The sequence below is a fragment of the Microbacterium sp. NPDC077184 genome, from assembly GCF_040687055.1.
Classification (GTDB): domain Bacteria; phylum Actinomycetota; class Actinomycetes; order Actinomycetales; family Microbacteriaceae; genus Microbacterium.
The window spans coordinates 101,721-120,222 of record NZ_JBFBMM010000005.1; the positions used below are offsets into that span (position 1 = coordinate 101,721).

13 protein-coding genes are annotated in these 18,502 nt (G+C 71.3%); 10 read left to right on the forward strand and 3 right to left on the reverse strand.

All coding sequences use genetic code 11. The annotated features are described in order from the left end of the window. The first annotated feature begins 58 nt into the window (after positions 1–58). From AB0O93_RS10725 to AB0O93_RS10760, 8 genes are all read left to right on the forward strand, one after another. Positions 59–907, forward strand: coding sequence for an SURF1 family cytochrome oxidase biogenesis protein (locus tag AB0O93_RS10725; RefSeq protein ID WP_363343425.1), 849 nt, complete (start codon positions 59–61; stop codon positions 905–907). Positions 908–1,184: 277 nt separating this feature from the next. After that, a complete protein-coding gene (locus AB0O93_RS10730) occupies positions 1,185–2,957 on the forward strand; it encodes a metallophosphoesterase family protein (protein WP_363343151.1) in 1,773 nt (590 codons plus the stop codon). A 3-nt stretch (positions 2,958–2,960) separates the two neighbouring features. Then, positions 2,961–6,260, forward strand: a complete 3,300-nt coding sequence (locus AB0O93_RS10735) for a metallophosphoesterase (RefSeq protein ID WP_363343153.1) — start codon at positions 2,961–2,963, stop codon at positions 6,258–6,260. A gap of 66 nt (positions 6,261–6,326) precedes the next feature. After that, positions 6,327–6,857 carry a DUF3817 domain-containing protein gene (locus tag AB0O93_RS10740; protein WP_363343155.1) on the forward strand — a complete coding sequence of 177 codons (531 nt, stop codon included), beginning with the start codon at positions 6,327–6,329 and terminating at the stop codon, positions 6,855–6,857. Next, the gene (gene guaA, locus AB0O93_RS10745; RefSeq protein ID WP_363343157.1) at positions 6,854–8,434 is read left to right on the forward strand and encodes a glutamine-hydrolyzing GMP synthase; all 1,581 of its coding nucleotides are present in this window, start codon (positions 6,854–6,856) and stop codon (positions 8,432–8,434) included. Before AB0O93_RS10740 ends, guaA begins: the two co-directional genes overlap by 4 nt. Continuing rightward, entirely contained in the window at positions 8,431–9,882 is a 1,452-nt protein-coding gene (locus tag AB0O93_RS10750) for a glycosyltransferase (RefSeq protein WP_363343159.1), read from the forward strand. Before guaA ends, AB0O93_RS10750 begins: the two co-directional genes overlap by 4 nt. Positions 9,883–9,969: 87 nt before the next feature. Then, positions 9,970–11,529: a phytoene desaturase family protein gene (gene crtI, locus AB0O93_RS10755; protein ID WP_363343161.1), complete on the forward strand. Its 1,560-nt coding sequence runs from the start codon at positions 9,970–9,972 to the stop codon at positions 11,527–11,529. Next, positions 11,526–12,971, forward strand: coding sequence for a carotenoid oxygenase family protein (locus AB0O93_RS10760; RefSeq protein ID WP_363343163.1), 1,446 nt, complete (start codon positions 11,526–11,528; stop codon positions 12,969–12,971). Before crtI ends, AB0O93_RS10760 begins: the two co-directional genes overlap by 4 nt. On the opposite strand, the gene AB0O93_RS10765 is transcribed toward AB0O93_RS10760, so the two are convergent. After that, positions 12,953–13,666 (reverse strand): MBL fold metallo-hydrolase, encoded by a 714-nt coding sequence (locus tag AB0O93_RS10765; RefSeq protein ID WP_363343165.1) that lies wholly within the window; start codon positions 13,664–13,666, stop codon positions 12,953–12,955. The genes AB0O93_RS10760 and AB0O93_RS10765 overlap by 19 nt on opposite strands. 81 nt (positions 13,667–13,747) lie before the next feature. Here AB0O93_RS10765 and AB0O93_RS10770 point away from each other — a divergent pair, with 81 nt between their 5' ends. Then, the gene (locus tag AB0O93_RS10770) at positions 13,748–14,284 is read left to right on the forward strand and encodes a TetR/AcrR family transcriptional regulator (protein ID WP_363343167.1); all 537 of its coding nucleotides are present in this window, start codon (positions 13,748–13,750) and stop codon (positions 14,282–14,284) included. Positions 14,285–14,299: 15 nt separating this feature from the next. Here the strand turns inward: AB0O93_RS10770 and AB0O93_RS10775 are convergent, their stop codons facing one another. Together AB0O93_RS10775 and AB0O93_RS10780 are read right to left on the reverse strand one after the other, a co-directional pair. Next, positions 14,300–16,279 (reverse strand): alpha/beta hydrolase, encoded by a 1,980-nt coding sequence (locus AB0O93_RS10775; protein ID WP_363343169.1) that lies wholly within the window; start codon positions 16,277–16,279, stop codon positions 14,300–14,302. A gap of 111 nt (positions 16,280–16,390) precedes the next feature. Continuing rightward, positions 16,391–17,317 (reverse strand): Bax inhibitor-1/YccA family protein, encoded by a 927-nt coding sequence (locus AB0O93_RS10780; protein ID WP_363343427.1) that lies wholly within the window; start codon positions 17,315–17,317, stop codon positions 16,391–16,393. A 135-nt stretch (positions 17,318–17,452) separates the two neighbouring features. On the opposite strand from AB0O93_RS10780, the gene AB0O93_RS10785 reads away from it, so the two are divergent. Continuing rightward, positions 17,453–18,499, forward strand: coding sequence for a glycerophosphodiester phosphodiesterase family protein (locus tag AB0O93_RS10785; RefSeq protein WP_363343171.1), 1,047 nt, complete (start codon positions 17,453–17,455; stop codon positions 18,497–18,499). Positions 18,500–18,502 lie beyond the last annotated feature (3 nt).

Here is an 18,502-nt window from a genome sequence, read left to right on the forward strand (position 1 = left end):
TGCTCCGCCCGCGGAGCCGGGTGACGTGGAGGTGTTCCCGCCAACCCTGCGCGAGGTGATGCTGCGGCCGCAGTGGATCGCCCTCCTCGTACTGTGCCTCGTCATCGCGGGGATCTTCGCGTGGCTCGGACAGTGGCAGCTCTCGCGTGCGATCGACACCGATCCGCCCCCGCCCGGTGCAACCGAGCAGGTCCAGCCGCTGGAGGAGATCACCCAGCCGGGCGAGTACCTCCCTGAGCCGTTCGTCGGTCAGCGGGTCGAGACGCGCGGGGCGTGGGTGCCCGGCGACTTCCTCATCGTCTCCTCCCGCTTCAACGGTGGTGTCGAGGGGTACTGGGTGACCGGGCAGCTCCGCCTCGCCGACGCCGCCGTCCCCACCTCGATCGCGGTCGCGGTCGGCTGGGCACCGGACGCCGCCGTCGCGCAGGACGCGGTGGACGACCTGAACGCCGCGGCCGCGGCATCCGAGGGAGAGGTCGTCGACATCACGGGACGCCTCATCTCCGACGAGGGTCCAGCCCTCCCCGACAGCGGTGACGACCCGCAGACCATCACCCGGATGTCGCCGCCGGCGCTCCTTGCGCAGTGGAGCGACACCGACGGGCTCGAGGTCTTCCGCTCGTTCATCGTCGACGACGCCGCCGCGCCGGGGCTCGTCGAGATCGACTCGCCCGCGCCCGAAGCCTCCTCGCCCGTCAACTGGCTGAACATCTTCTACGCGCTGGAATGGGCGATCTTCGCCGGCTTCGCCTTCTACCTCTGGTACCGCCTCGCGCGCGACCAGTGGGAGAAGGAGCTCGAAGACCTCGAGGACGACCCCGACGCCCCCGCGGACCCCGAGGGTGGCGCTTCAGTGGCGCCTTCCGGCGGGTCCGAGCCCGTCGCACCCGCACCACGGCGCCACTGAACGGACGAGGGTCCAGAGGCCGGTGACGCGCGGGTGAACGGGCGGCGACGCCATGTCCACGTGACGGCGACACCCCGGAGAAGAGTGCGGGCGGCGCCGGCGCAGACGGATGCCGCGGCCCGGCCTCCGGTGAACAGACGGGGAAGTTCGCGCTAACCCACCGGTTTCGGCGAAGCCGGGCCGCCAGACTGACCGCGGGCCCCGCCACGGGGCTCGCGCCCCCAGCGCTCCTCTCGCCCGGCCTCCCGAAGCCGGCTCTCTGGAAAGGCCCTTTCGCGTGCCCAAAATCGGACACTCCACGCTGATCACGGCGGGAATCGTCGCCGCCTGCGTCGGCATGAGCAGCATGGCCGGCGGTGTCGCCGTCGCCGCCGGCGGGGGTCTCGCCCCGCCGCCCGCCGATCCCGCCGGCATCCACCGCCCGCTCGCGGCGCCCGACCGCATCATGCTCACCCCGTCGGCCGACCCGGCCACGACCCAGTCGGTGACCTGGCGGACGTCGGATGCCGTGACCACCCCGCGGGTCGAATGGGCTGTGCCCACCACGGGCCCGGCGACGGTCGCGGGGTCGGTCGACGCGCAGACCACCGCGCACACGGCGGACCTCGGCTACGAGGTGCGCTTCCACACCGCGACGCTCACCGGACTCGAGCCCGACACGGCCTATCTGTACCGCGTCGGCGACGGTGAGACCTGGAGCGAGTGGCTGGAGTTCCGCACGGCCGCGACGGATGCGGGCGGGTTCAGCTTCCTCATCCAGGGCGACGCGCAGAACGACAACCGCGCGTACACCTCGCGCGCTTTCCGCGCGGCCTTCGAAGCCCGTCCCTACGCCAAGCTCGCCCTCCACGTCGGCGATCTCATCGACACCGACACCAGCGATGCCGAGTGGGGCGAGTGGAACGAGGCCGGTGCTCTGGCGAACCAGCACATGAACCTCATCGCCACCCCCGGCAACCACGAGTACTACCCCGGGCCCGACCTCGCGCCGTACTGGCGGAGCCAGTTCGCCTTCCCGCTGAACGGTCCCGACGCGGAGGTCCTCGACGAGACGGTCTACCGCGTCGATTACCAGGGCGTGCGCTTCCTCAGCCTCAACTCGATGCGGGCCTCGGGTGCGCTGCTGGAGCAGCAGACCGTGTGGCTCGAGCAGCAGCTGCGCGACAACGACAACCCGTGGACGGTCGTGACCTTCCACCACCCGCTCTTCTCGGTCTCGAGCGGGCGGAACAACGCCACGATCCGCGAGGCGTGGTTGCCCCTCCTCGAGGAGTACGACGTCGACCTCGTCGTCTCGGGCCACGACCACGCCTACGGCCGCGGCAACCTCTTCGTCAACGAAGAGAACCTCCCCGCCGGCACGGATGCCGCCGACAGCCACACCGGTCCGGTGTACCTCGTCTCGGTCGCGGGTCCGAAGATGTACGTGCCCGACCCGATCGAGACGAGCAACTGGACCACGAGCGGGGCGAACCTGCGGACGATGGGACGCGACCTGCAGTTCTTCCAGACCGTCGACGTGACCGACGACGGGCGCATGCACGTGGAGGCGCGCACGGTCGACGGGGCGCTCTTCGACGCGTTCACCATCACGAAGGATGCCGACGGCAAGGTCGTCTCGAACGACGAGGCGTGGCTCGGCGGCCCCGGCTCGACCCGCGAGGGCGTCGCGGCCCCGGCCCTCCCGACCGACCCCACGGACCCGACCGACCCGACGGATCCCACGGACCCGACGGATCCCACGGACCCGACGGATCCCACGGACCCGATGGATCCCACGGACCCGACGGATCCCACGGACCCGACGGACCCGACGGGCCCTGACGACGGCGGTGCCACGCCGACCCCGACCCCGACTCCCTCGGCGCCGATCGACGTACCCGTCTCGCCGACCCCGACCCCGACGGCCTCCGCCGCCCCGGCCTCCGACGGCCTCGCGGTCACGGGCGCTGCGGCTCCGGTCGGATTCATCACGCTCGGCGCACTCCTGACCGCCGGCGGCGCCACGGTCCTCCTCCGCTCGTTCTTCCGCAACCGAAAGGCCTCCTGAGCCATGGCTCCCTCCCGCGCTCGACGCGCACGACAGCGCCTGATCGCCACGGCGGTCACCCTGGGCATCGCCGCGACCGGCGGCATCGTCCTCGCCCCCACCGCCTCCGCCGCGACCGATCCCGCTGCGGAGCGCTACGCCCCGCTTCGCCAACCCGACCGGATCACCCTCACCCCGGGGGCGGACCCGACCACGCAGCAGACCGTCTCATGGCGGTCGTCCACGCAGGTGACCGAGGGGATCGTGCAGTACCGCGCGGTCACCCCCGAGCCCTACCCGGGCGGGGTGCTCACCGCGACCGCCGAGCGGCGCGTCGAGCAAGCCACCGCGCTCGGCTACAGCCAGGTCGTGCACTCGGCGACCCTCTCCGGTCTGGAGCCGGGTGTCGCCTACATGTACCGCGTCGGCGACGGCACGACCTTCAGCGAGTGGCAGGACTTCGAGACCTCCTCGACAACCTCCGACCGCTTCTCGTTCGTCTACCTGGGCGACATCCAGAACGGCATCCTGAGCGACGGCTCCCGGGTGGTGCGCAACGCCTTCCGTGACCGGCCCAACGCCGACCTCGTCGTCCAGATCGGCGATCTGGTGGACGACGCCGAGGCGGACGACCAGTGGGGCGAGCTCTACGACGCGTTCTCGTACACGCTGGGCACCCAGAACATCCTCACCACTCCGGGGAACCACGAGTACGACGGCGGGCTGTCCGAGCAGTTCGGCAGCCAGTTCCCCTACGCCGACAACGGGCCCGAGGGGGAGGGCGAGGTCTACGACCGCCTCGACGGCACGGTGTACTACAGCGATCACGAGGGCGTGCGCTTCGTCGCCCTCAACAGCAACGTCGTCGACACCGAGGGACTCGAGGTGCAGGCGGCGTGGCTCGATGAGGTGCTGACGGAGAACCCGAACCCCTGGAGCGTGGTGTTCTTCCACCACCCCGTGTACTCGCTCGACGAGGGCCGCAACAATCTCGGCATCCGTCAGTCGTGGGGTCCGATCCTCGAGGAGCACGATGTCGACCTCGTCCTCAGCGGTCACGACCACGCCTACGGGCGCGGCAACCTCCGTGCGAACGAGGTGGATCTCCCGGCGGGGGCGGATGCCGAGCTCAGCCAGACCGGACCGGTCTACGTCAGCGCGAGCGTGGGGACGAAGTTCTACGAGGCGGGCCCGCGGCACTGGAACGAGAACGACGCGCACCTGCGCCGCCTCGTGACGGGCGTGCAGACCTACCAGGTCATCGACGTCGCGGGCGGCACGATGCGCTTCGAGGCGCGGACGGCCGACGGGGCCTTCCTCGACGGCTTCACGATCACCAAGACCGAGGGGCGCAAGCTCGTCGTCGACGGCGTCGAGCCGCAGGTCATCGACCCGGGGACCCCGGCACCGTGCCTCGGGTGCGAGCCGAACCCCGATCCCGGGCCCACCGATCCCACGGATCCGACCGAGCCCGGCGACCCCGACGCGTCGTTCGTCTACGAGCGCACGAAGGACCTGCTCTCGGTCAACCGCTCCAACGCGGCGCTTCCCGCGGGGGTGGCGTACCACCAGGAACGCGATCTGCTGTACCTCGGCGATCAGAACGGCCGCACGATCTTCGAGATCGATCCCGACACGGATGCCGTGCTCCGCCAGATGACGCTCCCGGAGAACATCCGCGACCTCGGCGTCGACGAGGAGCGTCAGCTCCTGTACGTCGGGCAGCAGAACCGCAACTGGGTCGTCGTCTCGATCGCCGACGAGGACTTCGGGCGGGTGGTGCGCGGGTCGTACCCGATCATCGAGTCCAACCGGTCGCTCGACGTCGATCCGGTGAACGACTTCGTCTATGTCGCCGTTCCGGCGCGCGGGGTCGAGGTGTTCCGCGCCTCGACGGGCGAGTCGCTCGGCGTCGTCAACGGCACCGCGGACGCGTACTACGTCGCGGCCGACCCCGCGACGGGCATCATCGTCACGACGAAGTTCTACTCCGTCGCCGGGGCCATCGGCATCCAGGCGTTCGACTCCACGCGCGGGTTCGCCCGCATCTGGGAGCGCGAAGCCCGGGCCGGCGCGCGTCAGGTCGACATCGACAGCACCAACGGGCTGCTCTACATCGGATACACGGGCACCTCGGCCTCCGCGGGCGGGTTCTCCGTGCACGACCTCGAAACCGGCCAGGAGCTGGTCGACATGGTGGGCCCGGACTACGGCAAGGACGGGTACGGCATCACGATCGACGAGGAGCTTCAGCGCGTGTTCGTCGCGAACCGCGACTTCCGTCTGAACCCTCCGGGCGAGGAGATGACGGCTGCCGCGGTGACCGTCAGTACGCGCGTCCTCGACGCCGAGCCGACCGATCCCACGGACCCGACCGATCCCACGGACCCGACCGATCCCACGGATCCGACCGACCCGACGGACCCGACCGACCCCGTGGACCCGGCTCCGACCGAGCCGTGGGTCGCGACGGCGCTCACCGCGATCCCCACCGAGACCCCCGAGGGGGCGGCGGAGATCCGCGCGGTCGGCTCAGTCGTCGATCCCGCCACGGGCCTGGTCTACGTCGCCGATGAGATGCGCCCGGCGCGCGTCCACGTCATCGACCCCGCCGAGGACCGTGTCGTGCGCGTGATGACGGTGCCGAGTCTCGACCCGGTTCAGGACGGCATGCGCGACATCGCCCTCGATCCCGAGGGCGGCCGGCTCTTCGTCGCGTTCGGCAGCAACTGGGTCGAGATGGACGCCGCCACGGGCGAGAAGCTCGCGGGTCCGTTCGCGTTCTCCGGCGGCGTCCGGGGGATGGATGTCGACGTCGCGGGCGGGCGGGTCTTCGGCGCCACGCGCGGCGACGGCTTCGAAGTCCGCGACATGGTCACGGGTGACCTCATCCAGCAGGTCAGCGGCCCGGCCGACGGGGGCGCGTGGCGCACGCACGGCGTGGCGTACGACGCGGCATCCGACCGCATCTACGTCTCGACGAGCGACGCCGGCGGCTCCACCGACGGGATCCGCGTCTACGCCGGGACGGACTACGCGCTCGTGCAGCGGATGCCGTTCGCCGACGCGGACTTCCGCTCGATCGCGGTGGATGCCGCGGGAGGGACCGTGATCGTCGGCTGCCAGACCGATCTGTTCGAGCAGTCCGGCGTGAGCGTCTACCGCGCGGAGGACCTCACCGAGGTCGTCCGTCTGTCGGCGCACGAGTACGGCAACAAGGTCTACGGCGTCTCGGTGGATGCCGAGCGTCGGATGCTGTTCGTCTCGGCGCGGGACCGCTACCCCGCGGGGCTCGTGAGCATCACCCTTCCCGCCGCGGAGTGAACCGGCGCGTATCGCCCCGTCCCCTCGGGGGCGGGGCGATACGCGCGCGCGATTACACTGGAGGGCATGCCCCGCGCCCCCAAACTCGCGTCTTTCCCTGCCATCCGCGGTGCGCTGACCTTCTATCAGATCGCCTCGATCATCACCGGTGTCGGTCTGCTCCTCCTCGTGGCGGAGATGATCTTGAAGTACACCCCGATGCACATCGAGCTCTTCCTCGGGGGAACGGGCGGGTTCCTGTGGTTCGCTCCGGTCATCGCCGGCGCCGACTGCGAGTGGTGGTCGCTGTTCCTCCCGAGCACGAACTCCTGCGAGATGATCTCCACCGGCGACGGATTCAACATCTCGCTGTTCATCCTCGTCGCGCACGGCTGGTTCTACGTCGTGTACCTGTTCGCGTGCTTCCGCATCTGGAGCCTCATGCGCTGGCCGTTCCTGCGCTTCATCACCCTGGCCCTCGGCGGCGTCGTGCCGCTGCTGTCGTTCTTCATGGAGGCGCGGGTGGCACGTGAGGTCCGCCGCTACCTCTCCGAGCGCGAGGCCGCGGCCGCGGCATCCGCATCGTCCACCGTCCCCGCTTCGGAAGGCACCCGGTGACCGAACAGACCGAGACGTCGCAACGTCCCGTCCTCGTCGTCGACTTCGGCGCGCAGTATGCGCAGCTGATCGCGCGACGCGTCCGCGAGGCGGGGGTGTACAGCGAGATCGTCCCGCACACCGTCTCGGCCGAGGAGATCTCGGCGCGCAACCCCGTCGGCATCGTCCTCTCCGGGGGGCCGTCGTCGGTGTACGAAGAGGGTGCGCCGCGCCTCGATCCCGGCGTGTTCGAGCTCGGGGTCCCCACCCTCGGGATCTGCTACGGCTTCCAGGTCATGGCCCGAACCCTCGGGGGAGAGGTCGCCAACACCGGGCTGCGCGAATACGGCGCCACCGACGCCACGATCATCACCGACAACGTGCTGCTGGAGGGCCAGCCGGTCGAGCAGAACGTGTGGATGAGTCACGGCGACCAGGTCGCCGCGGCCCCCGCGGGCTTCACGGTGCTCGCGCGCACGGCAGCGACCGCGGTCGCGGCCTTCGCGAACGACGAGCGTCGGCTGTACGGCGTGCAGTGGCACCCCGAGGTCAAGCACTCCGACCACGGTCAGCAGGTGCTGGAGAACTTCCTCCACAAGGCCGCGGGCCTTCCCGCCGACTGGAACAGCGGCAACGTCATCGCCGAGCAGGTCGAGAAGATCCGCGCGCAGGTGGGCTCCGGTCGCGTGCTGTCGGCGCTGTCCGGCGGCGTCGACTCCGCCGTCTCCACCGCGCTCGTGCACGAAGCCGTCGGCGATCAGCTCACCGCGGTCTTCATCGATCACGGCCTGCTGCGCAAGGGTGAGCGCGAGCAGGTGGAGAACGACTACGTCGCCTCCACCGGCGTGCGCCTCATCACCGTCGACGCGCGCGAGACGTTCCTGAACGCCCTCGCCGGCGTCAGCGACCCCGAGGAGAAGCGCAAGATCATCGGGCGCGAATTCATCCGCGCGTTCGAGAAGGTGCAGGCCGACCTCATCGCCGACGCCGCGGCCGAGGGCGACCCGATCCGCTTCCTCGTGCAGGGGACCCTGTACCCCGACGTCGTCGAGTCCGGCGGCGGCAGCGGCACGGCCAACATCAAGAGCCACCACAACGTCGGCGGACTCCCCGAAGACCTCCAGTTCGAGCTCGTCGAGCCGCTGCGGACCCTCTTCAAGGACGAGGTCCGTGCGATCGGTCGCCAGCTGGGCCTTCCCGAGGCGATCGTGGGTCGCCAGCCGTTTCCGGGGCCCGGCCTCGGCATCCGGATCGTGGGTGAGGTCACCGCTGACCGTCTCGAGATCCTGCGTGACGCCGACGCCATCGCCCGCGCGGAGCTGACGGCGGCGGGCCTGGACAACGAGATCTGGCAGTGCCCGGTCGTGCTCCTCGCGGACGTCCGCTCGGTGGGCGTCCAGGGCGACGGCCGCACGTACGGCCACCCGATCGTGCTGCGCCCGGTCTCGAGCGAAGACGCGATGACGGCCGACTGGACGCGTCTGCCCTACGACGTGCTGTCGAAGATCTCCAACCGCATCACCAACGAGGTCCGCGACGTCAACCGCGTCGTGCTGGATGTGACCTCCAAGCCCCCGGGCACCATCGAGTGGGAGTGATTCCCCCGCAGGATCCCGCCCCGCACGCGACATTCCCGGATGCCGCGTACCTGGTGCTGTCGAGCCGGCTCATCCCCGATCTCGACGGGGGGTTCACCCTGGCGACCCTCGCACGGGCGCGGCAGATGGCGGACGCCGGCGTCGCCGCCGGCGCCGGTCCGCTCCTGCTGACGGTGGATCCGGGGACGCCGGCCGATCACGCGCGGCACCGTACGATCTTCGCCGAGCGCGGTCTCGTGCGGCATCCGGAGCGGATGCGGAACCTCTTCGACGAGGCCGGCGATCCGGACGGGGGCGCGGCCCGATGGCTCCGGGAGGCGGCGCTCGCCCGCGAGACCGACGCGGATGCCGCGGCTCCCGTGGACGCGCCGGAGTACCGCACGATCACCGGCGCGGACGGGGCTCCGGTGATCGGGCTGCCGGTCATCGCCGGTGACCCCGACTGGCACACCTCGACCGCCGCCGTGCGGGTGCACGGGCGGAACGGCTCCGTCGTGGGCGCGCTCGCCGGTTTCGGCGCCCTGTACCGAGCGTGGCTCGACCACGTCGTGGCAGGAGAACGCGTGATCGCACCCTCCGGCCCGCGGCCGGTCGTCGTCGTGTGCGAGTCGCGGCAGCTCGGCGAGCTCCTCGTGCCGTGGTCCGATCCCGGGGCGCGCATCCTCCACGCGATCCACACCATCCACCTCGAGCCGCCCTACACCCCGGATGCCCCGATCAACGCGCTGTGGAGCCGGTGGTTCGCCGTCGCCGACCGGTTCGACGCGATCCTGTGGCCGACCGCGGCGCAGCGCGCGGACGTCGCGCGCCGGTTCGGCGATGCCCCCGGTTCGGTCGTCGCGCCGCACGGCGTCGAGGTTCCCGCGGTCTCCTCGCCCGCGCAGCGTTCCGTCGGCCGCGTCGTGATGCTGAACCGTCTCGCTCCCGGAAAGCGCGTCGACCACGCGATCCGGGCGTTCGCGGAGGTGCGGGCCGCGGTGCCGCACGCCACCCTCGACATCTACGGCGAGGGAGCCGAGCACGCCGCACTCGAGCACCTCGTCGACGACCTCGGCCTCGCGGGGGCCGTGCACCTCCGGGGGCGCACCGACGAGCCCGTCGGCATCCTCGCCGACGCCGCCGTGTTCCTGTCGACCTCCGCCTACGAAGGGCAGGGACTCGCCCTCGCCGAGGCGCTGGCGACCGGATGCCCGGTGGTCTCCTACGATGCCCCGTACGGCCCGCGCGAACTCCTCGCGCGCGGAGGCGGCGTACTCGTGCCCGACGGCGACGAGCACGCGCTCGCCGAGACGCTCGTCCGCGTGCTTCAGGATGCCGCGCTCCGCGATCGCCTGTCGGCGGAGGCGCTGCCGTCGGCGCGCGCGGTCGATCCCGCCCATGCCGCTGCCGCCCTCGCCGCGGCGTGCACCCTGGCGCTCGCGAACCCCGCACGGAGGCTCCGGGGCTGATCCCCTATGCCCGGAGGATCGCGTCGGTTCCCCTGAGGTTTTCCTCCGGCCGCCCCGGGCTGTGTATTCCGCCACTAGCATTCCCTCATGCGGGCGGTCGTCGTCGGGTCCGGATTCGGTGGTCTTGCCGCCGCCATCCGGCTGTCCGCCGCGGGTCACGACGTGACGATGCTCGAAAAGCGCGACCGCATCGGCGGACGGGCGTACCAATACGAACTCGAGGGCTTCCGATTCGACGCCGGACCGACGGTTCTCACCGCGCCGTTCATGTTCGAGGAGCTGTTCGCGCTCGCGGGGGAGACCCTCGCCGACCACGTGACCCTCGTGCCGCTCGATCCCTTCTACCGGGCGTTCGACGGCGACGGTGCGCCGTTCGACTTCCACGCCGACGACGACGCGCTCCAGGCCGAGGTGGCCCGCCGGAGCCCCCGCGACGCCGCCGGGTTCCGGAGGCTCCAGGAGCACATCCGCCGGATCTTCGACGTGTTCTACCCGTACACGGAGCGGCCGCTGATGCAGCTGCGTGCCATGGTGCGGATGCTGCCCTACCTCCTCCGCCACGGCGCCGCGCTCGGGGTGCGGCGCGTCGTCGACCGCTGCATCCGCGACCCGTTCCTCCGCCGCACGCTCTCCTTCCATCCCCTCCTGATCGGCGGCGACCCGGCATCCACTCCGGCGCTGTACGAACTCATCGCCGAATTCGAACGCCGTTGGGGCGTGCACTACGCCGTCGGGGGGACCGGCGCGCTCGTCGACGCTCTCGGGGACCTGTTCCTCCGCCTCGGCGGCACGATCGTCTGCGACGTCGACGTCGAGCGCATCCTCGTCGACGACGGAGCGGTGCGCGGTGTCCGTGCGCGCGACGGGCGGGAGTGGGACGCGGACGTCGTCGTCTCCAACGCCGACCCGGGCTACACCTACGGGGAACTGCTCCAGAAGGCGCCGGCTCCGGCCGCGCGCCGCACGTCGACGCGTCGCCCCGTCGAGCCGAGCATGTCGCTGCACGTCCTCTACTTCGGCGCCGACCGCACGTGGCCCGCGTCGCCCCTCCACCATCACAACCTGCTCTTCCGCGGCGATCCCGACCGGGCGCTCCGACGGGTGTTCGGCCGTTCGGGCAGCGGCCGCCGGACGGCTCCCGACGCCACCGACGACCTCTTCCTCTACGTCCACGTCCCCACGCGCACCGACGCGAGCATCGCCCCGCCCGGGTGCGAGGCGCTCTACGTGCTGGTCGCGTCGCCGCCGCTCCCCTCGCGGCCCGAGGGTCCGGATGTCGCCGCCACCGTCGACGCGCGGGTCCGCGACCGCGTGCTCGATGTGCTCGAGGCCGGCTACCTCCCGGGCCTGCGCGACCATCTCGTCGTCGAGCACGCCATCGGCCCCGAGCACTTCCGCGATGTCCTGAACACCCCGCGCGGTGCGGCGTTCTCCCTTCGGCCGACGCTGTTCCAGTCCGGATGGTTCCGCCCGCACAACCGCTCGCCGAAGGTGGACGGTCTGTATCTCGTCGGCGCGGGCACCCACCCGGGCGCCGGCGTCCCCGCGGTCCTCGCCTCCGGCAAGATCGCCGCGAACCTCATCGCCGAGCGCGCGGGCGCGGGCACCTCCGCCCGTTCGGCCCGATCCGCTCGGAGCGCCTCGTGACCACCCCGGATTTCCTCACCCACGGGTTCGGCGACAGCCCCGAGGTCGAGCTCGACGACGTGCCCGTGCGCGGCATCCTGCCGGATTGGCTCGAGGGCACGCTGCTGCGCAACGGTCCCGGCACGTTCCAGGTGGGGGAGCGCCGCTACCGGCACTGGTTCGACGGACTCGCGATGCTGCACCGCTTCACCTTGCAGGGCGGCCGCGTGTCGTACGCGAACCGATTCCTCGAGACGAAGGCCTACTCCGCTGCCCGCGACGACGGACGCATCGCCTACCCCGAGTTCGCCACCGATCCGTGCCGCTCGCTCTTCGCCCGTGCGATGGCGGTGTTCGACCCGCAGGTCACCGACAGCGCCAAGGTCAACATCACCCGCCTCGCCGAGCGCTACCTGGCGCTGGCGGAGACGCCGGTGCAGGTGGAGTTCGACCCCCAGACCCTGAAGACCGTCGGCGTCGACAGCTGGGACACCTCGACCTTCGGGCGGATGACGACGGTCCACCCCCACGTCGATGCCGACCGCGGCGAAGCCGTGAACCTCGTCGTCCGCTACGGCGCGTCGAGCCAGTACGTCTTCCGTCAGGTCGATCTCGCCGACGGCGGCGCGCTGGACGGCACCGATCTCGCCACCCGACGGGTCGCCAAGCCGTCGTACATCCACTCGTTCGGGATGTCGGGGCGCTACCTGGTGCTGGCGGAGTTCCCCCTCGTGGTCAACCCGATCTCACTGCTGCTGTGGCTCCGCCCGTACATCGAGAACTTCCGGTGGGAGCCCCGCCGCGGTGCGCGCTTCCACCTGTTCGACCGCGAGACGGGCGCGCACGTGCGGACCCTGCGTGCCCCGGCGTTCTTCGCCTTCCATCACGTGAATGCCTACGACGACGGCGACGACGTGGTGGTCGACCTCGTCGGCTACGACGACGCCGACATCATCGGCGCGTTCTACCTGCACCGCCTCGAGGAGCCGGACGCGCGGATCCCCCCGGGTACGCTCCGGCGGTTCCGGCTTCCCGTGCGCGGGGGCGACGGCACCGTGACCGGGGAGGAGCTCTCGCCCACGGGGATCGAGCTGCCGAGCCTCGACTACGACCGGATGAACACCCGCCCCGACCAGCGCTACGTCTACGGCGTGGGCCTGAGCGGGGAGCGCGGTTTCTACGACCAGCTCGTCAAGGTCGACACCGGTGCCGCCGACGGCACCGGTAGGTCGACGAAGATCTGGTCCGAGCCCGGATGCTACCCGGGGGAGGGTGTGTTCGCGGGCCGCCCCGGACGCGAGCGCGAAGACGACGGCGTCGTGCTGTCGGTCGTCCTGGACTCCGAGCGCGGCACCTCCTTCCTCCTGGTGCTCGATGCCGAGGGGTTCACCGAGGTCGCCCGCGCGGAGCTGCCGCATCCGGTGCTCCTCGGGTACCACGGGCGCTACGACACGAGCGCCTGAACCGCGTCGATCGCCGCATCGGGGGCGCCGCGCCACGGAGCCCCGTGCCCGGGCAGGATCCATTCGGCGTCGGTGCCGCGCAGCCGGTCGAGGCTCGCGACGGCCTGCGCGGGCTCATCGGTGAAGGGTGCCGGCTGAGGTCCGCGATCGCCCGTGAGGACGTGTCGCGTTGTGAGGGCGTCGCCGACGAAGAGCGCGCGGACGTCGGGGCTGAGGATCGCGACGCTGCCGGGTGAGTGCCCGGGGAGGCCGATCACCCGCGGCGATCCGGGCAGATCGAGCACCTGGCCGTGGGAGATGTCGGTGGTCTGGGTGACGTAGGTGGTACGCGCGGCGCCCTTCCTCAGCGCGTACGCGGCGAAGGAGACCACGGGGAGTGCGCGGAAGCGGCCCAGGGGTGTCTTCGGCTTCTCCCCTCCGCGAGCGCGGTCGGCATCGGCGGGGTGGATGTGGATCGGCGCGCCGGTTTCGCGGCGCAGACGCTCTGCGAAACCCAGGTGATCGCTGTCACCGTGCGTGAGGATGATGCCGCGGATGTCGGCGAGCGATCGATCGAGGGTGACGAGTTCGCGCTGCAGTTCTCGCCAATGACCGGGGAGACCTGCGTCGATGACGGTGATGCCGTCGGGCGTGACGATCAGATAGGCGGCGACGATGTCGTTGCCGATGCGGTGGAGGTGTGGTGCGATCTGCATGGGGTCCTCGGGTGTGTCGGCTCTATGATGGCTATGAACGCTAGCTATCATAGCTACGATTCTTAGCTTTGGAAGAGGATGATGCCCACTCCCGCCCGCACGACGCGTGCCGACATCGTCTCGGCGGCGCGCGCCCTCCTCGAAACCGGCGGCGTCGAGGCCGTGACCATGGCCGCCGTCGCCTCCCGGGTCGGTGTCCGTGCTCCGTCGCTGTACAAGCACGTTCGCGACAGGGAGGAGATGCTGGTGCTCGTGACGGATGCGGCTGTCGATGATCTCGCCGCGCGCCTGCGCGGTGCCCAGGGGACGCTGGCAGCGCTTGCCCGGGCCTATCGCGCATTCGCCGCGGAGAATCCCGAGGCCTTCGCGCTGATTCTGGGTTCCCGCGCCTCGGTGGACCGCCTCGCGGACGCTGCCACTCCGGTTCTCGCAGCCGTCGCGGCGCTGGTCGGGGACCGCGACGCTCTCGCGGGTGCACGCGTGATGACGGCATGGATGACCGGCTTCATCGCGATGGAGCGGGCCGGCGCCTTCCGTCTCGGCGGAGACGTCGAGGCGGCATTCTCGTGGGGGCTCGACCGGCTCGAGTCCGCCCTGCGGGGGCAACCGCGCGCGTGAACCGCGCCCTCCGGCTCAGAGCATCAGCAGGCCGCGGGTCAGCAGCCACACCGTGAATCCCAGGGAGGCGACCGCCGACGCGGTGACCGCGATCCGGTGCGCTCGGGTGCCCTCCTCCAGGATCCACGCGCGTACGACGAGCACCGCCAAGAGGATGCCCGCACCCGCGGCGACGAAGGGGATCAGCAGGACCGGCCAGACCGCCGGAGGGAGGCCGAAGGCGAGGGCGAGCGGATCCGCGTTCGCGGCGATCAGGACGAGGATGCCGGCGTACAGGAGGTTCCCGCCGGCCGCCGCGCTCGCGGCGAGGATGGCCCCCGGAGGGGCGTCGCCCGATCGGCGTGCGGCGCCGCGGAGGACGTACAGGCCGGCGTAGACCAGCGTTCCGACGCTCGCGAGGAGCGCCGCGCCCAGGATCGCCAGCGGCAGAGGCGCGCGCTGCTGCACGAGGTCGCGATCGGCCCGGAACAGCGCCGTCGTCGGATCGATCTGGGCGGTGGTGAGGAAGGCGGGCGGACGCAACGACACGGTGCACTCCGCGTCCGGCACCTCGGCGGGGTCCCGGAGGAAGTCCGCGGCCACGCGGGCGGCGCAGCTGCGGGCCAGGGAGTCCGCGCGCGTTCCGGATCCGGTGAGGATGCCGTGCCCGGCGTGGGGGACGCGCACGACCGTTCCGCGCTCGAGGCCTTCCGCCGCGGCATCCGACCAGGCGGGTGCGGCGACGGAGTCATAGGTTCCGGTCAGAAGGAGCGTCGGGATGCCGCTCGTCACCCACTCCGCTTCGCTGCCGTCCCGCGCAGGGACACCCCAGGCCTCGCACTCGGCGGTGAGGGCGAGCCCTTCGGCGGCGGTGAACGGCACCTGCTCGGCGCAGACTCGCGTGAGGTCCAGGCCTGCACCGGTGGCCGTGAGGGCGTCCAGCCGACGCTGCAGGAGCGGGACGATCGCCTCGGCGTTGCCGGAGGCGAGCTGGTCGATGACGAACGGCACCGCCCGGACCGTCGCCGCGTCGGCGGTGGCCCACGCGAGGGTCCGGGCGACCTCGGCATCGTCGAGGACGACGACCAGGCGTCCGCCGTCCGCGGGGGAGACGGCGGTGACGCTGGCGGGATCGGACGCGGCGCTCGACAGCACCGAGGTGAGCGCCGCCTCCAGCCCGGGTACGCGCTCGCGGCACTCCGGCTCGGCGCCGCAGGCCTCGATGACGCTGCTCGCTGCGGCGCGGAACGCCGTGGGCTCCTCGGCCAGGACGTCGACCCCGGGCGGCACCGTGCCGTCGAGGACGACGGAGCGGAGTCCGTCCGGCGCGAAACGCATCGTCGACAGCGCGAGACGCGTCGCCCGATCGGACGCGTAGAGGTTCCAGCGGTCGTAGCCGAGGGTCGCCCGCAGCTCCGCGAGGTCGTCCACCATCGCGCGCGTCGAGTACGCCGCGATGTCGATCCCCTCCTCCGTCAGGCGCTCACGGCACGCGGTGATCTCCGCGATCCGCTGCGGCGTCGCCGCGGCTCCGGTGAGCAGACGGCCGTCCTCGACCACCAGGCCGCGCCCGATCTCGGGGCAGTCCAGGGTCGGACGTGACAGTTCGGTGCCGCGGTGACCCACGAGGATGACGTCGCGGTCGCCGGTCCACCGTGCGCCGGTGAAGGTCCGGAGCGCCTGGGTGAAGGCATCGGCATCGCCGAGGACGGGCACGACCAGCGGATCGTCCGACGGCGACTCGCTCGCGCTGTCGATCACGACGATCGGCAGCGCGACGGTGTTCTCCTCGGCGCCTGCCCCGCGCTCGGGCACGGTCAGGATGCCGCACGTGAGGCGCGCGCCCTGCCCGCTGGGGATCGGCACGAAACAGCGGACCTCGTCGAGCTCCTCCGTGACGGCGGTGGGTGCGGCGACCGTCTCGGCGACCGGCGTCGCTGCGGCCGCGGATGCCGCGGGCGCGCCACCGAGGACCAGAAGGGTCAGAGCGACGGTGGTGCGCAGCAACGCGGCCATTCTGACACTCTAACCAGCGCCGGCCGCGCCGACGGACGCGGGCGGACGACGAAGGGGGCCGCCCGGATGGACGACCCCCTCGTTCTCGCGACCCGAGGATCGCGAGGGATGTCAGTTGCTGCCGCGGATGATCGCGATCATGCGAAGGATCTCGACGTACAGCCAGACGACCGTGACCATGATGCCGAAGGCGCCGAGCCACGCGTACTGGCGCGGGGCGCGGTTGCGGACACCGCGCTGGATCATGTCGAAGTCGAGCACCAGCGAGTACGCGGCGAGGATCACGACGAGCACACCGATGATGAGGCCCAGCGGGATGCCCATGATCGTGGCGCTGTAGAGGCCGAAGGTCTGGTCTGCCGGGAGGACGCCGGTCCACATGAGGACCAGGTTCAGCAGGGCGAAGACCATGTATCCGATCATCGCGATCATGAAGACCTTGGTGGCCTTCTTGGAGGCACGGACCTTTCCGCTGGCGAAGAGGGCGAGCGTCACACCGACGACGGCGAAGGTCGCAAGGGTCGCCTGCATCACGATGCCGGGGTAGAGGACCTCGAAGAACGCCGAGATGCCGCCGATGAAGAGGCCCTCGAACGCGGCATACGCCCAGATGAGGGCGGGGCGCACCTTCTTGCGCGAGGTGAAGATGACGACCATCGACAGGATGAAGCCGCCGGCGAGACCGATGAGCCACGGGGCCATCGAGATCTGCTGCGCGGTGTCACCGGTGATCGTGAGGCCGCCGAGGGTCCAGACCCAGCCGACCGCGGCCGTGACGAGGAGGATCGCGAAGAGGCCCACCGTCTTCATGACGGTGTCCTCGACGGTCATCCGGTCGGTCTCGGTCGCACCGGCGGTGGGGGCGGCGTACATGCCCTCCAGGCGGGCGTTGGCCGCGGCATCCGTTCCCGCATGCTGCGCGGTCGCGAACTGCGTGGGACCACCCAGGTTCGCCGCCTGCGCACCACCGGGATAGGTCTGCACGGCCTTCGGATCCTGGAACGCGGGGTTGTTGAACGCGGGGTTGTTGAGGGCCACTGCTCTCACACTCCAAAGTCGGGGTTTCCTCACAGCGCTGTGCTGTGCGTCAACGATATCCGAACCCCGCCCGGTACGCCTTTGTTCCCGCTGGGAGTGCGCTTCACGCGCACCGCCCGCGGGTACGGTGTCAGAGTGTCGCGACGATCCCGCCCGCTCGTCATCGGCCATCGGGGTGCCCCGGGGTATCGCCCCGAGCACTCGCGGTCGTCCTACGACCTCGCCCTGGAGATGGGGGTGGACGCCGTCGAGCCCGACGTCGTGGTCACGCGCGACGGTGTGCTGGTGGTCCGGCACGAGAACGAGATCTCCGGAACCACGGATGTCGCCGAGCGGCCCGAGTTCGCCGACCGTCGCACGCGCAAGCGTGTGGACGGGGAGGAGCTCGAGGGGTGGTTCACCGAGGACTTCACCGCGGCGGAGCTGCAGAGCCTGCGCTGCCGCGAGCGGATCCCCGGCATCCGTTCCACCAGCGCGACCTTCGACGAAACGCAGCCCGTGCTGCTTCTGCGCGACGTGCTCGACCTCGTGCGGCGCGGGTCGCTTGAGGCGGGGCGCGAGATCGGCGTGGTGCTCGAGATCAAGCACCCCACGTACTTCGCCGCCCTCGGATGGGACGTCGCGCGCCTCGTCGCCGACGAACTGCGCGCGGCGGGGTGGGATGCGGGGCGGCTGCCGCTCACCATCGAGTCGTTCGAATCGACCGTGCTCGCCGACCTCCGCGCCCGCGCGGTGCCGGCCACGTACATCTACCTCCTCGAGGCGTCGGGGAGTCCGTTCGACCTCGTCGCCGCGCAGGGGAAGGCGGCGCCCACCTACGCGCGGACAGCGGCGCCCTCCGGCCTCGACGCCCTCGTCGGCACCGTCGACGGCATCAGCGTCGACAAGCGCATGATCCTCGCCCCCGACCGGCTCGGTCGTGCGACGGGACCGTCGCCGATCGTCGCCGACGCCCACGCGCGGGGCCTGCGCGTCTTCACGTGGACGGCGCGGTGCGAGAACGCCTTCCTGATCCCGCAGTTCCGCACGCGCGACGGCAAGGCCGCGTTCGGCGACTGGGAGGGGGAGTGGGCGCTGCTGGCGGCATCCGGCGTCGACGGGGTCTTCGTCGACCACGCCGATCTCGGGGTGCGGTTCTTCGGCGCGGACGCCGACGACGGCGAGGACCGCCGCCTAGGGTGAGCG

Excerpts from the sequence above, each read along its gene's own strand:
- AB0O93_RS10725 (WP_363343425.1), top strand. The coding sequence starts at position 59 with ATGCTGCGGCCGCAGTGGATCGCCCTCCTCGTACTGTGCCTCGTCATC.
- AB0O93_RS10740 (WP_363343155.1), top strand. The coding sequence starts at position 6,327 with ATGCCCCGCGCCCCCAAACTCGCGTCTTTCCCTGCCATCCGCGGTGCG.
- AB0O93_RS10775 (WP_363343169.1), bottom strand. The coding sequence starts at position 16,279 with ATGGCCGCGTTGCTGCGCACCACCGTCGCTCTGACCCTTCTGGTCCTC.
- AB0O93_RS10765 (WP_363343165.1), bottom strand. The coding sequence starts at position 13,666 with ATGCAGATCGCACCACACCTCCACCGCATCGGCAACGACATCGTCGCC.
- crtI (WP_363343161.1), top strand. The coding sequence starts at position 9,970 with ATGCGGGCGGTCGTCGTCGGGTCCGGATTCGGTGGTCTTGCCGCCGCC.
- AB0O93_RS10735 (WP_363343153.1), top strand. The coding sequence starts at position 2,961 with ATGGCTCCCTCCCGCGCTCGACGCGCACGACAGCGCCTGATCGCCACG.
- AB0O93_RS10770 (WP_363343167.1), top strand. The coding sequence starts at position 13,748 with ATGCCCACTCCCGCCCGCACGACGCGTGCCGACATCGTCTCGGCGGCG.